At 73.7% G+C, this 14,609-nt stretch carries 10 protein-coding genes; 2 read left to right on the top strand and 8 right to left on the bottom strand.

Features of this window, described 5'->3' with window-relative positions:
* Positions 1–317 precede the first annotated feature (317 nt).
* On the top strand, positions 318–956 hold the full coding sequence (locus tag FMEAI12_RS19185; RefSeq protein WP_112107098.1) for a hypothetical protein: 639 nt from the start codon (positions 318–320) through the stop codon (positions 954–956).
* Here FMEAI12_RS19185 and FMEAI12_RS19190 read toward each other — a convergent pair.
* The 8 genes from FMEAI12_RS19190 to FMEAI12_RS19225 form a co-directional block, all read right to left on the bottom strand.
* Positions 902–1,390 carry a hypothetical protein gene (locus FMEAI12_RS19190; RefSeq protein ID WP_071067062.1) on the bottom strand — a complete coding sequence of 163 codons (489 nt, stop codon included), beginning with the start codon at positions 1,388–1,390 and terminating at the stop codon, positions 902–904. The genes FMEAI12_RS19185 and FMEAI12_RS19190 overlap by 55 nt on opposite strands.
* Positions 1,391–1,716: 326 nt before the next feature.
* On the bottom strand, positions 1,717–2,934 hold the full coding sequence (locus tag FMEAI12_RS19195; protein ID WP_235014196.1) for an alpha/beta hydrolase: 1,218 nt from the start codon (positions 2,932–2,934) through the stop codon (positions 1,717–1,719).
* An 84-nt stretch (positions 2,935–3,018) separates the two neighbouring features.
* Positions 3,019–5,073 (bottom strand): EAL domain-containing protein, encoded by a 2,055-nt coding sequence (locus FMEAI12_RS19200; protein ID WP_112107100.1) that lies wholly within the window; start codon positions 5,071–5,073, stop codon positions 3,019–3,021.
* A gap of 65 nt (positions 5,074–5,138) precedes the next feature.
* Positions 5,139–6,560: an amidohydrolase family protein gene (locus FMEAI12_RS19205; RefSeq protein ID WP_071067059.1), complete on the bottom strand. Its 1,422-nt coding sequence runs from the start codon at positions 6,558–6,560 to the stop codon at positions 5,139–5,141.
* Positions 6,557–7,741: a hypothetical protein gene (locus FMEAI12_RS19210; RefSeq protein ID WP_112107101.1), complete on the bottom strand. Its 1,185-nt coding sequence runs from the start codon at positions 7,739–7,741 to the stop codon at positions 6,557–6,559. The genes FMEAI12_RS19205 and FMEAI12_RS19210 overlap by 4 nt, the downstream gene beginning before the upstream one ends.
* 264 nt (positions 7,742–8,005) lie before the next feature.
* On the bottom strand, positions 8,006–8,869 hold the full coding sequence (locus tag FMEAI12_RS19215; protein WP_112107102.1) for an ABC transporter permease: 864 nt from the start codon (positions 8,867–8,869) through the stop codon (positions 8,006–8,008).
* A complete protein-coding gene (locus FMEAI12_RS19220; protein ID WP_112107105.1) occupies positions 8,866–9,639 on the bottom strand; it encodes an ABC transporter ATP-binding protein in 774 nt (257 codons plus the stop codon). The genes FMEAI12_RS19215 and FMEAI12_RS19220 overlap by 4 nt, the downstream gene beginning before the upstream one ends.
* A gap of 3 nt (positions 9,640–9,642) precedes the next feature.
* Complete coding sequence (locus FMEAI12_RS19225; RefSeq protein ID WP_112107103.1) at positions 9,643–11,001, bottom strand: ABC transporter substrate-binding protein; 1,359 nt, start codon at positions 10,999–11,001, stop codon at positions 9,643–9,645.
* A 409-nt stretch (positions 11,002–11,410) separates the two neighbouring features.
* Between FMEAI12_RS19225 and FMEAI12_RS19230 the strand changes: the two genes are divergently transcribed.
* On the top strand, positions 11,411–14,609 hold a 3,199-nt coding region (locus tag FMEAI12_RS19230; RefSeq protein WP_112107104.1), incomplete at its 3' end, for a nitrate- and nitrite sensing domain-containing protein.

Raw genomic sequence — 14,609 nt, forward strand, 5'->3', positions numbered from 1 at the left:
CACCCAGCCAGCCACCCAGCACCGTCATCGACCTGCTCGGCGAATAGGCACCGGCGGACAGAGACCGACGGACAGGCACCAACGGACAAGCACCTCGGTGGGCCCGGCGTGCCCTCGCGTCACCACGCAGGGCACGCCGGTGGGCACACGACGTCGCACAGGCGGAACCGAGGGCGACCAGCCGGGAACAGAATCGGCTTTGCCGGCACGAAAAACGGCTCGGCTGGCACAGAAGGGTGGGGTCGGAAACACGAACGACCCCAACCTTTCACCAACGCTGGTGGTGGAATGGCGCACGCCACGTTACGGTGTGCGCCATGCCGCTGTCGGGACTCGCCTGGCAGACTCTCCCGGATGCGGGGGCGTTGGCCCTGGTCGACACAAGTTCACGGCGGGCTGCAGCACTTGCCCGTCCCCATCCCAACGAGCTCCCCATGATTGACGTGGTCGACGTCGAACGCCTTGTCGTGGCGTGGCTGTCGCCACACACCCGGTATGCCGCCGAACAACACCTGGCCGAACGGGCCGATGACGATCCACACCGAACGATGGGGGCGTTGTGCTGGCTGCTCGCCATGTGGACGGTCACGATCCACCTGCGCACCGGGCAGTCCCCGTCCGCGGTGATCTCCGCGATGTCCTACCGGACGGTGTGGCGCAGCCCGGAGGCGCCGGAGTCGGAACGGGTCTGGGAGATCCTCACCGACCGGATCAGGCTCGGCACCCTGGCCGCCCTGACCGCGGACCGTGACACCGCCGTCGAGTTCCACTCACGCGTCGACAACCCGCGCGGGCTGGCGCCCGTGCTGCTGCGCCACGCACTCGGCGTGATGGCGGGTGTCGTCGACGACATGAACATCATCGGCGTGGACCCGCAGGACATGGCGGGCACCCTCGCGCTCTACACGATCGACCCGGACGGGCCGACCGTGCCGTGCTTCCGACCGCTCACCTGAACGGACAGGGCGCGCGCCGCGCCGCCCCGGGCGACCATCCGCGCGGCGACGGATCCCGTGGTGACGCTCCACGACGGCCGGGCCGGCCGCCCGTTTCCTGTGCGGGCGGCGCGCCCGCCACGGCCGCCCCGTGCCGCCACCGACCGCCAGCCGCCGGTGCGGGCCGCCCGGGGCGCCGGCTGCGCACCGGCGCCGTGCGGGCTCGCGGGCGGGGAGTCGATGTAGACCGCTCTCGTCATCCCGGCGTGGCCGTGGATGGCGAGCAGCGTCTCCATCGACGGATAGATCGCGACCGACCCGTGCTCGGAGTTCCACCACAGGACGCAGGTGCCATCGGGAGCCTGCGCCCCGAAGGCGACCGAACCCGTGCCGGACACTCCGGACACGTCGACATCACGCTCGAGATGAAACCGCCGTACCTGGCGAGCGGACATACTGGCCGACCTCCTCGCGGGTCACATCGCCGTGCCCCTGAGCGTTGCCCTACACCCCACCGGCGGCCACCCGGCCACCGGCTGGTCGGGCCACCGTAGCCGCCGGTGTCGGCGGCGGTCACCCGTTTCGCCGCGCCGGGCCGCGGCGTGCCCGCACGTGCAGGGCGTCGCCGCAGGTCACACGCGCACGCCCACCTGATCAGACCACAGCAGTGTCCACCCTGACAGCCCTGGCACACCATGGGCTCCCCAAGCTCCGCGGACGCCGTGGGCCCTGGCGGGCTCCGAAGGTACGGACCCCGAAGGCCCGCGGAGCCCGCGGGCGCTCAGCCGGCGGCGTGGAACAGCGCCTCGGGAAACCGGCGGGCGGCGGCCGGGGTGAGGAACGAGTCGTGGGTGGTGGCCCCGAGCAGCCGGCGCTCCAGGAACGCCACCGTGTAGTAGGTCGTCAGGCGGTGGGCGCGGTCGATGTCGACAGCCGGCGGCCGGCAGGTCACCTCCGCCGTCACCTCCAGCCGCACCCGCACACCCTCGGGCACCGGGCGGTCGCGCACCGCCGCGGCCTGGGCGCAGATCTCGGTGAACGAGTTGTGCATCCCGCCCGCCACCGTGACCAGGTAGCGCGGGTGCGCGCCGTGGAGCCCGTCGAAGGTGCGCCCGGCGTTGCGCTCCACCGGCGCCGCCAGGTCGTCGCTGCCGCCGACGAGCAGCACCGGGACGCGCACCCGGTCGAGTTCCCGCTCCGGTACGACCTCGGTGGCCGGCGCGATCCCGACCACGGCCCGCACCCGCGGGTCGGCCGGCGCCCGCAGGAAGCCCACGGTCGAGACCGCCGAGGTCAGCCCGCCGAAGGAGAACCCGACGACGCCGACCTCGTCCGCGCGCACCATCCGCGACAGCGGGCAGTCCGGCTTCGTGAACGCGCTGATCACCGCCGAGACGTCGAGCAGCCGGTCGCTGGCGAGCTCGACGAGCGGGGCCTGCCGGCCCTCGGCCGCCTCGATCATGGTGTCGCCGGGATGGTCCGGCGCGGCCACGACGAAGCCGTGCGTCGCCAATGCCTCGGCCAGGTAGGCGAGCTGCACCCGGCTGCCGGCGCTGCCGTGCGATACGACCACGAGTGGGAAGCGGCCCGGCGCCACCGGTATCTCCTCGTGGGCCAGCGCCGACGACACGTCCACGCCCGGCGCCACCGGGTACCGCGCCATCGGGTACTGCGCGGCCGGGGGCAGCGCCACCGGGCCGAGGCGCGCTGGAGCGCCCGGGTACCAGACCGAGGTGGTCAGCAGCCGGCCCGGGCGCCCCGGATCCGAGACGGTCAGGGTCTGGTAGCCGGCGGTGAACGGGCCCGGCTCATCGGGCGCCGCGGGCGGTGCCACGCCGGTGGACCCGCCGGCCAGGACCACGCCTGCCCGGGCCGGGCCGGCGGACGGCGGGCCGGACAGGCAGAGGAGCAGCCCCAGAAGCAGGGCGGCCACCAGCAGGGCACGCGGCACGACCGCGCCGCTTCCGGCGCTCCCCACCATGCGGCTGACACTACGCACAGTGACAGCACCTGGTGCGCGGCGCGGCCCTTCTAAGCCGCATCGCCCCGTCTGCCCGGCGTGCGGCCGCTCAGAGGACAGCCGTCACCGCCGGTTGCCGAGGCTCATCACCGTCGTGACGTCGTCGCCGTCCGGGCCGCCGAGCAGCTCGGTGAGGCGGCGCGGGCGGCCGACGTGATAGCCCTGCGCCAGGCCCACACCAAGGTCGAGCAGCACCTGCGGCAGCGACGCGCGGTCCACCCCCTCGGCGATGACCAGCATGCCGGCCGTCCGCGCGATCTGGACGACCGCCTCCACCAGGGAGCGGTCGCGCGGGTTCGCGTCGGCGTTGCGGACGACGTTCGCGTCGATCTTCACGGCCCACAGCGGGAGGTTGCGCAGCGCGACGACCGCGCCCGTCTGCATCCCGAAGTCGTCCAGCAGGACGGGGCAGCCAGCGGCGCCGAGCTGCTCGGCGAGCCGCCGGGCCGCGTCCGGACTGGCCACCGCCGCGCTCTCGGAGATCTCCAGGCCCAGCCGGGAGGGGTCGACGCGGCCGTCCCGCAGGGTGGAGAGCACGAAGTCACCGAAGGCGGGGTCGTGCAGGGACCGCGCGGCCAGGTTGACGTACAGCCGGCCCGGCACGCCGCTGACCAGGGCGTTGACCGCCCGGAGGACGACCCACCGGTCGAGGTGCAGGCCCAGGTCGGTGTGCTCGGCCGCCGCGAGGAAGCCCCGCGGCCCGAGCTCGGGCCACACGCCGTCCCGCAGCCGGGAGAGCAGCTCGAAGCCGACCACCTCGCGGCTGGCGAGATCGACGAGGGGCAGCACGTCCAGCGACATCTGCCCGCTGTCGAGCGCGGCGGCGACCCGGCTGGTCACCGTCACCCGCAGCGCGGCCTCGTCGTACTGCTCCCGGGTGAACAGCCGGGCCCGGTTGCGCCCGGCCCGCTTCGCCTCCCGCAGCGCGAGATCCGCCCAGGCGAACGCGGCCTCGCTGCCGGCCGCCAGGTCCAGCGGGACGACGCCGATGCTGACCGTGGCCCGGGCCGGGAGCTCGCCGGGCGCGACGGGCCTGGTGGCGAGCGCGGCACACAGCCGCTCGGCGACGGCCAGCCCCTCGCCGCCGCCACCGGTGGGCAGGAGGACGGCGAACTCATCCCCGCCGAGCCGGCCGAGCATCGCCTCGGGCAGCTCGGCGCGCAGGCTGTGGGCGAGCCCGCGCAGGACGGCGTCGCCCGCGGTGTGGCCCTGCAGGTCGTTGACGTCGGCGAGGTGGTCGACGTCGAGCAGCAGCAGGCAGCCCGGTGGGCCCGCCGGGCCCGAGGTCTCCGCCTCGACCGCCGTGCCGGCGGCGGCGGCGGTTGCCGCGGCCGCGGCCGCGATACGGCCGTCCAGCTCCTCGGCCATGGCGTACCGGGTGGCGAACCCGGTGAGCGGGTCGACGGCGGGGGCGGCCGGGAGTGCGCCGCCGGCCGCGTGGTCGGTGACGTGGTCGGTGACGTGGTCGAGGGCGTTGTCCGGGTGGTCGAGGGCGTACCCGGCGTCCGCCGCTTCGGGGCCGCCGCCGGGCTGGGCCGGGGACGGCGCCTCGGTGCCCGCGGCCAGCACGATCGCCGCCGCGGCGTCGAGCCAGGCGGCGTCCTCGGGATCGAGACCGCCCGCCGCGGTGGTGTCCCGGCCGCCGGCGGCCGGGCCGGAGGACCCGGCGGGTGGGAGATCCTCCGCCGCGAGGCCGGAGTCGGCGGGCGCCGGGCGCTGGCCGGCCGCCAGGGCGGCCAGGGCGGCCTCGGTGGCGGCGACCTCGGCGGCCCGCGCGGCGTCGGCGGCCTCGCCGGTGAGGTCGACGATCTCGAAGAGCAGCAGCTCCGAGGGCTGCCCGGCGCTCATGTCGCGGCAGCTGATGCGCAGCCGGCGCGGCTCGCCGTCGGTGCCGGCCCAGTCGAGGACGGCGGGCGGGGCCGCCGGATGCAGCCCGGTCAGCGGCAGGCCGGCCTCGGCGACCGCGAGCCGCGCCTCGAACGGCGAGTCGGGGTTCCGCGTCCCGGTGACGAGGTCGACGAGGGCGTCGTTGACCCACGCCACCCGGCCGTCCGCAGTGACGATCAGCATGCCCACAGAGGAAGCCGCCGCGGCCAGCCCCGCAACCCCAGCGATCACCGCACCTCCCGCACCGCGCCGCCCGGAGTGCGCAGTCTAATGTCCGAAAGGACCCCAACCGTCGTTCACCGCGCCGCGCCGGGCACTACTTCCACTGGCGGGCCGGCCGCGGCGGAGCGCAGCTCGGAGTCCAGCCCGGCCCGGCTGGCGAGCTCGACGGCCAGCTCACGCGCCCACGGCAGGACCGGCCCGAGATCGACGGTGGCCAGCCGCCCGTCGACGACGACCCGCTCACCGGCCACCCACACCCCGGTGACGTCCCGCGGGGAGGCACAGTAGACGACCGCCTGGTAGGGGTCGTGCACGAGTGCCAGCGACGGGCTCGCCTCGGCGAGGTAGACCAGGTCGGCGGCCTTGCCGACCTCCAGGGAGCCGACCTCGTCGGCGAGCCCGAGCGCCCGCGCACCCTCGATGGTCGCCATCCGCAGCACCGTCGGCGCCGTCAGGGCCGTCGCCTGCAGGTGGTGCACCTTCTGCAGCAGGGCGGCGATTTTCATCGTCTCCAGCATGTTCTGGCTGTCGTTGCTCGCCGCGCCGTCCACGCCGAGCGCGACGGTGAGCCCGTCGCGCAGCAGCCGCGGGACCTGGCACACCCCGCTGGCGAGGATCATGTTCGAGACGGGGCAGTGCGCGACCGCGACCCGGTGCCGGCGCAGCAGTTCTACGTCGGTGTCGTCGAGCCACACGCAGTGCGCGGCCACGACCTGCGCGTCGAGCAGCCCGCGCCGCGCGGCGAACTCGATCGACCCGGTGCCACGCGTCGTCCGCGACGCGGTCACCTCCTCGCGGATCTCGTGCAGGTGGACGTGCAGCCGGCCGGTCTCCGCGACCAGCCGGGCCGTCTCGTCGAGCAGTTCGTCGCTGCTCGACGGCACGGTCGCCAGGCCCACCCGGAAGGTGGTGCGGCGCGAGTTGCGGGCCGCGTCGGCGAGCGCGGCGTGCTCGGCGAGGACGGCCGCGACCGGCCGGGGGTTCGCCGAGTCCGCCGGGCCGAACGACACATCGCCGCGCAGGCCGACGGCGTCGAGGGCGTCGACCACCCCGGGGGTGACCGGGGTGGTCCCGGCCGCCGAGCAGAACATGTCGGCGACCGTCGTCACCCCGGAACAGGCCAGCTCGGCCGCCTTGAGCAGCGTCCCGACGTAGGCCATGTCCCGGGTGAGGTGCCCCTCGATGGGCTCGACGACGCGGACGAACCACTCCCACAGCGTGTGCGTCTCACCGATGCCGGTGACGAGCCCTTCGGAGAAGTGGCCGTGCGCACTGACCAGCCCCGGGATCAGGATCCCGCCGCCGTCCCCGACCACCGGCAGGTCCGCGAACCGCGCCCGGACGTCCGCCGTGGTGTCGACGGCGGCGATCCGCCCGCCGACGACGGCGACCGCGGCGTCCCGCAGGTGGCCGCGGGGCCCCATGGTCAGGACGTGCCGGGCCCGCACGACGAAGTCGGCGGGCAGCGGAGCGGGACCCGCCGGTGGTGGGGTCACTTGAGGCCGATCGAGGTGTCGATGAACTCGTTCGTGAACAGGTCACCGGGCGCCAGGCCGGCCTTGAGCTCCTTGCGCTGGCCGGTGAAGATCGGCTCGAGGATCTCGATCATCCGGGTCAGCCGGTCCTCCTCCATGTCGCCGACGGCCGCGTTCGGCCCGTTGGCGACCAGGCCACGCTCCTTCATCGTGGTGACGGCGAACTCGGCCAGGCCCGGCGAGTAGTTCCACACCGAGACGTCGTCGGCCTGCACGGCCTTGATGATGAGCGCGTTGGTCTCGGCCGGGTCGCTCACGAAGTCGACCTGCGACTGCTGAACGATCGGGATCAGCTTCTTCAGGCAGGGAGCGAGGGTCTCCTTGTCCCCGGTGCGGATCGACAGGGCCTGCCCGTACACCGGGTACCCGGTGTCGTTGATCAGCTGGAGGTCGACGTCGTAGCTGCGCCCGTCATCCAGCTCGTTCTTGTAGATGTAGGGCTCGGAGGTGGCGAACCCGCCCTGCGCGACGGCGCCGTCCTCGGTCACCCAGCGCGACGGGCCGCCGTCGTAACTGCCGTCGACCTGGGAGGCCCGCAGGATGCCCGCTCCGAGCAGGTACTGCATGTAGGTGTCGGTCTCGTAGTACAGGACCTTCGTGTCGGTCTGGCCGATGTCGACCAGGGTGTGGAAGTTCGGGCTCTTCGCCTTGTCCCACATGATCATGATGGGGCTGACCTCGAACGGGGCGAAGACGGCCGTGGTCGGCTGGCCCTTGGAGTTCTGGATCGCCTCGTCCGAGGAGACCAGGCCCAGGTCGATCTCCGGGTCGAGGTAGAGCTGGGAGCTGACCTGCTCGAAGCCGATGGCCGGCCCGCCGAAGCGCACCTCGACGTTGACACCGGTGTCCTTGCCCTGGGCGACCAACGAGCCGGAGATGCGCTTGCCACTGGTGTCGATCTTGGCGTCCGGGCCGATCAGCTCGTAGAGGAAGCCGTACTCGGACTCGGCGAACCAGTCGGTCTGGATCACCACGTTCTCCGGGCAGACCCCGGCGAGGTCGAGGGCACCACCCGCCTCGGCCGCCGGCGCCCGCTCACCGCCGGAACTACTCTCGCCCGTCGTCGAGTCCCCGGAGCAGGCCGCCAGTGCCAGTGCCGCCGTCGCGCCCAGGGCCACCACGCCCAGTTTTGTTCGTCTCATGTTCTCGCCTTTCAGGGAAGTGTGCGTTTCACGGGGTCCAGGAGGGCGCCGGCACAGTGGGAGACGGACCGGATCCGGCGGGGCGAGGCCGACTGACCGCGGTTGTCCGGCCGACCTCTGTTGTCCGACCGACCAGGGCGGTTCGGCCGAATCCGGGCGCGGGCCGCCCGAATCCAGGGGCGGGCCGGACGAATCCGGGGCCGGTCCGCCCGCGCCGGAGCACGCACACGTGGGGTCTCGCGCACACGGTGTACCGGCTGCGTCTCAGGGGATTTCGGAGCCGTACCAGGCCCCGGTGACAAGCCGCGACAGGTAGCCGAAGAAGACGAAGACGGCCACCCCGAGCAGCGACGCGAGAATGACCGCGCCGAGAAGCTGCTCCGTCATCAGCCGAGCCCGGTACAGATCTATCAGTACACCGATCCCTGGGTCACCCTGTTTGAAGAAGAAGTCGCCGACCACGGCACCGACCACGGCCAGGCCGGCCGACACCTGGAAACCCGAGAAGGTCGCCGGCAGCGCCGCGGGAAGCCGCAGCTTCACCAGCAGCACCCACCTCGGAACACGGTGCAACGCGAAGAGGTCCAGCATGCCGCGATCGACGGACTGCAACCCGAACAGCGTGCTGCTGATGATCGGGAAGAGGGCGATCAGCACGCAGACGATCACTCGGCTGACAAAGCCGTAGTGGAACCAGAAACCGATGAGCGGCACCATCGCGAGCGTCGGAATCGTCTGCAGGACCACGGCGTACGGATACACCGAACGCTCGATCCAGCGCGCCTGGCTCATGAGGACGGCCAGCGCCATGCCGAGGACGATGGAGATCCCCAGGCCGGTCAGCGCGACCGAGGTGGACAGCCACAACGCACGCAGCAGCTGTTCGAGGTTGTACCGGTCGAGGAAGGCGACGTCCACGACGGCGTGCGGCGGGGGCAGCAGGAACCGGCGCTTCGGGTCGAGCAGCACCAGGCTCACCAGGTACCAGACACCGATCATGAGCCCGAACATCGCCACGGGGCCGAGGACGTCCACCGACCGCCAGAACGGGCGGCGCCCGGCCCGTCCGGGGCCGGCGATCGCCGCGGGGGCGGTGGTGTCCTCGGGGGCGGTGGTGTCCGCGGTCATGCCGGCTCCGCCGCGCGCAGCAGCCGCGAGACGCGGGCCGTCAGCCGGGTGAACTCGTCGGTGAAGCGGATGTCCGCCGGCCGCGGGTAGGGGAACGGGACGTCCAGCTCGGCGACGATCCGGCCCGGTCGGGGAGACATCACGATCACCTTCGTCGACAGGAACACCGCCTCGGCGACCGAGTGCGTCACGAAGACAGCCGCCCCGAAGCGGACCAGGCCGAACAACCGGAGCAGCTCGTCGTTGAGCCGCTCGCGGGAGAGCTCGTCGAGGGCGCCGAACGGCTCGTCGAGCAGCAGCAGCTCCGGGGCGAGCACCAGTGAGCGGGCCAGCGAGACCCGCATCCGCATGCCGCCGGACAACGACCTCGGCCGGTGCCGCTCGAACCCGGCGAGACCCACCAGCTCGATGAGCTCGGCCGCGGTGGGCCGATAGGCGTCCCGGGGGACGCCGGTCACCTCGGCCAGCATCTCGACGTTGCGCCGCACGCTGCGCCAGGGCAGCAGCGTCGGGTCCTGGAAGACGTAGCTGATCCGGTCCGTCCCCCGGTCGACCGCGCCGACCGTGGCCTCGGTGAGGCCGGAGGCCAGCCGCAGCACCGTGCTCTTCCCGCAGCCCGAGGGGCCGACCAGGCTGACGAAGTCACCGCGGCTCACGGCCAGGTCGACGCCGGTCAGGGCGGTCGTCCCGTCCGGGAAGCGCTTGCCGGCCGCCGTGAGCGTCAGCAGCGGCGCGGGGCCGGTGGGGGATGGTTCGCTCGGTGTGGACACCACTCATCCCTCGCTGCGGGCGTCGGCGCGGCCCGAGCCGGTTCCCGCGCCCCCGCTGGAGCCGGTGGTCGCGCCCGCGCCGGCGGGTCGGCCGCCGGGGTCCGTCGCCGGCCAGGCGAAGGCGGCCGTGGCGAGCTCCCGCGGGTAGACCACGGCGAACCGGCTGCCGGTGGCCTGCTCGACCACCGTCGCGGCCAGCGTGTTCTGGTGCGTCACGTCGAAGCGGACGCCCTCCCAGGGCATGACCGTCTCCGCGCCGGGCACGTTCGTCGCCACCAGCGCCGACCTGATCCGCTCCGGCTCGAGACCGCCCGCGGCGCCGATCGCCCGGGCCAGCACCATGACCGCCGTGTACGCGGCCGCGGCGGCCTCTGTCATCGGCCCGCCGTAGGCGCTCTGGTAGCGCTTCGACACCTGGGTCGCCAGCGGGTTCGCCTGCGCGACCAGCGACGACCACCCGACCTGCCGACTCACCCGCCCGTCGAGACCGGGCATCGAGGCCAGCGGCACCGCCTCCGCCGCGGCCCCGTATACGACGATCCCGGGCGGGGCGTAGCCGAGGCCGCCCAGCGCGTCGCCGAGCACACGGCCGGCACCGGGCAGCGCCCCGAAGAGCACCATGTCGGGCGCGGCGGCGCGGATCCTGCCCACCTCGTCGGTGAGGTCCCCGTCGCCCAGCGCGTAGCGCTCCTGCGCGACCAGCTGGACGTCGGTCTCCTCGGCCAGTTCCTGGAGCATGGCCTGCAGGTCGTGGCCTTCCGGCCGGTCGCCGTAAAGAACGGCCACCCGCCGACGGGCGACGCCGTCCCGTTCCGCGCCACGCAGCAGGGAAAGGAACGCGCCACCGAAGCTCCGCACGTCCGGACCGGAACGGAAGAACCAGCTCAGCCCACGTTCTGTTAGCGCACTCAACGGAACGTCACCGCTTACGAATGGTGTTCCGAGGCGTTCGGCGCGTTGGCTGGCATCCAGCGTCGCCTCGGCGTCGAACGCGCCGACCATGCCGGCGACACGCTCTTCGGCGACCAGGCGGTCTGTAGCATCAACCGCACGCTGTCGATCACTTTCTGTGTCCATTGTCACGATGGACAGCAAGGCGGCGCGGCCGGCGCCCCAGATGCCCGTCGAGGCGAGATCGGCGTCCGCGCCGGCATTGACGACCGAGGCGGCGAGATCCGCGCCGCGCTGAGCGTCCCGGCCGGCTTCCGCGTTCGCTCCGCCGAGCGGAGCCAACAGGCCGATCTTGACGATGCCGGAAACCCCGGTACCGTTGGAATTCGAATCCCCGGAGCAGCCGGTCGCCAGCAGCAGAACCGCTGCGATCGCAACGCTTAGGACGCGCGACCGCGACACGATGGCCATGGCTCGTCCCCCACGTCGTCATCTTCCAGGCGCACGTTCAGACACGCGGTACAGCGCTCCACGCGGCACAGCGGTCAGAGTACCGACGGCGCGGCGCCGACAAGGATCCGCGCAATGCGAGGCCACTCTAGCCAGTTCACCCCCTGACAAGAACAACGGGAGGCGGATCAAGCCCCAACAAAGGAAGGTTCCTTCCGGCTCGCCCCCCTCGCATAGTGTCGACTGCACCGGGAAATACGATTTCCCGGCCGGCATGGTTGAACGTGCGTGGAGCCAGTAGGGCGCACGGACCCCGAGAGGTGGGCGACGTGGTATTGCTGCGCGGCAGAGGGCACGACGCGGCGGCGGTCTGCCGGCGGCCGTCGGGCCACCGGCCGACGCCGCCCACCACATCGGACGGGGGAGCACGATGACCGAGGCACCCGAGCTTTCCAGCCTTGGGCAGGCCGCCCCCGAGGCATCCGCGGCCCCGGGCACGCAGGGAGCACAGGGCACCCCCGGGGCTCCCGGGTCCCGGGCCGACCGGCGCTCCCGGGCGCCTCATCGCGCCGGGTCCGGCAGGTCTCCGCGGACCGTCCGCCCCTCGGCGCGGCGCCGGCGCGCCACCCGGCTGACCCGGGTCGCCCGGGCCGGCCGGCGGGATCTGGGCGGCCGGGTCGCCGACCTCCCGGTGCGTCGCCGGCTGCTGCTGTCGATCGCGATCCCCGCCGCGGCGTTCCTCAGCGTCGCCATCCTCGGCGCCGTCACCTGGATCTCCGACGCGGCGAGCTACGGCCGCGGTGTGCACGCGGCCACCCTGGGCCGCGACATCGCGGCAACGGTCCACGAGCTCCAGATGGAACGGGACCTCGCCGCCGGTTTCGTCGCCGGCGGGCGGCAGAACCGGCCGGACGGCGAGCAGTGGGTCAACCGGCTGGCGGCGCAGCACCGCTCGGTCGACGCGGCCGTCGCCACCGTGCGCGGCGCGCTGGCGAAGGCGTCCGACAACTTCGGCCCGGCCGCCGGCCCGGCTGCGCAGCGCGCGCTGCGCAGCCTCGACGAGCTGCCGCGCGCCCGCGCCGCGGCCGACGGCGCGGGCCTGCCCCTCGGGGCGGTGCTGAACCAGTACTCCACGACCATCGCCGACCTGCGGGAGGTCGACCGGCGGATCGGGCCGGACCGGGTCGACGGCGACCTCGGCTACACGACGACGGTGCTGCGCGACCTGTCCGAGGTGAAGGAGGTCGAGTCGCAGGTCCGGGCCGAGCTCTACGCCGTCGCCCAGGTCGGGCACTTCGACACCGGGCAGGCCGACGCGCTCTCGAGCCTGCTGGCGCAGACCGACGCCGCGCGCGCGGCGTTCCGGGACGTCGCCGACGCCGACGACCGCGCCCGCTACGACCGGGTGGTCAACGGCCAGGCGGTGCTCACCGTCGAACGGATCTCCGACCGAGCCATCAACCGCCAGCACCTGCTCGACCTCGACGTCGACCCGGAGCAGTGGTTCGCCGCCAGCACCACCCACATCGAGCTGCTGCGCACCGTCGAGTCGGGGCTGTCGCAGAACGTCATCGACGAGGCCGACAAGCTGCGCGCGGACGCCTGGGCGCGCACGGCGCTCATCGGCGGTTTCATCATCGCGATCACGCTGGCCGCGGTGCTGCTGACCATGGCGATCGCCGCCACGATGACCCGTCCGCTGCGGGCACTGCGCGACGGCGCGCACGACGTCGCGCACGAGCGGCTGCCGCGCATCATCGAGCAGCTGCAGACCGCCGGCGCGGGCCAGGTCGACACCAGGATCCACTCCATAGGCATCCGGTCGAAGGACGAGATCGGCGAGGTGGCCCGGACGTTCGACGACCTCCAGCGGGAGGCGGTGCGGCTGGCCGCCGAGCAGGCCGTTCTGCGGCGCAGCGTCAACACGCTGTTCCTGAGCCTGTCCCGCCGCAGCCAGAGCCTCATCGAGCGCCAGCTCGCCCTCATCGACCGGCTGGAACGGGCCGAGGAGAACCCCGCGCAGCTCGAGAACCTGTTCCGGCTCGACCACCTGGCCACCCGGATGCGGCGCAACAGCGAGAACCTGCTCGTCCTGGCCGGCACCGGGCCCGGCCGGCGCCGCGCGACCCCGGTGTCGATCGCCGCCGTCCTCCAGGCCGCCGTCGGCGAGATCGAGCAGTACCAGCGGATCCAGATCGTCGAGGTGGTCGACGCCCGCATCACGGCCGGCGCGGTGAACCACGTCGTGCACCTCATCGCCGAGCTGCTGGAGAACGCCGCGCAGTTCTCGCCGCCGCATCGGCCGGTGGAGGTCGTGGCGCGCCGCTCCCCCGACGGCGGGATGGTGGTCTCGATCACCGACCGCGGCCTGGGGATGCCCCCAGCGGAGATCGCCGCCGCCAACGAGCGGCTCGCCCACCCGCCGCTGTTCGACTTCTCCATCGCCGAGCGGCTCGGCCTGTTCGTCGTCGCCCGGCTCGCCGAGCGGCACGAGATCAGCGTCCGGCTCGACGCGGCGTCGGGCGGTGGGGTGCAGGCGCTGGTCGGCCTGCCGGCGAACCTGCTGGCGAGCGCGGCCGTCCCCCGGCACGGCGAGGAAACCGGCGCACCGCGCGGCGGCGCGGCGCTCGCGGCAGGCGTTCGGGGACAGCCGCTGGCGCTGTCCCCGAACGGGAACGGCCCGAGCGCGCCAGCGTCACTGAACGGCCACGGCCACGGTGCCGGTGCCGGTGCCGCCGGCCAGGTGCACCCGGGCGTACCTGGCCCGCTCCCCCAGCGGCCCCGCACGGCGTCCTTCGACTCAAGCGAACGCGGCGGGACGACCGATGAGTTCAACCGTCTCCTCGCGCTGAACGGGCTCACCGACAGGCCTGCGGGGATGCCGGCCGCCCCCTTCACCCAGCCGCCCGCGGCGGCGGCCCCGCTCCCGCCCACCGCGCCAGCCGCGCCTCCGGAGGTTCCGGAGGTTCCGGAGGTTCCGGCACAGCCGGCGCCTCGCTTCCCGGCCACCCGGACGCCGGCGTCGCATGGCCTGGCTCCGCTGCCCCCGGTGGTGCCGAACCCGCCTGTGGTCCCGTGGTTCAAGCCCCGCGGGACGGCGTCCAAGGCCGAGGGTGGCATCCCGGGCACAGCCGCCGCCTCCGCCGCGGCCGCAGCGGTGACGGGTGCATCCGCCGGCGCCGCGGGCGAGTCGGACCTGCCGCCGATCGAGGAGGTCGTGGCCGGCCGCGCCCGCGAGCGCGAACGGGCCGCGCCGGACCCGGTCACCGCCGGCCCGCCCCCGCCTGACTCGTCTGTTCCTGGCGAACCCTCGCCCGGCTCGTCCGCATCCGGCTCGATCACGCCGGACCCGCTGGTGCCGGACCCGCTGGTGCCGGATCTGGTGGGCGGTTCCGCGGCACCGCTACCGCCCGAACCGCTCCCACCCGAACCGCTCCCGTCCGAAGCGCCCGAGACACCGTTCACCTGGTTCGACCGGCCGGCGACGGGCACGGGCACCCCGGCCGGCCCGCCCACGGTGCCCCCCGCGGCCGCGGGAGCCGGTGGTACGGGAATCGGTGGCATCGGTGGCATCGGTGTCGCGGGCGTGGTTCACACCTTCGTACAGCCGGGAGAGCCGGCCCCGGATC

It is taken from the genome of Parafrankia sp. Ea1.12 (genome assembly GCF_900465275.1).
GTDB lineage: Bacteria > Actinomycetota > Actinomycetes > Frankiales > Frankiaceae > Parafrankia > Parafrankia soli.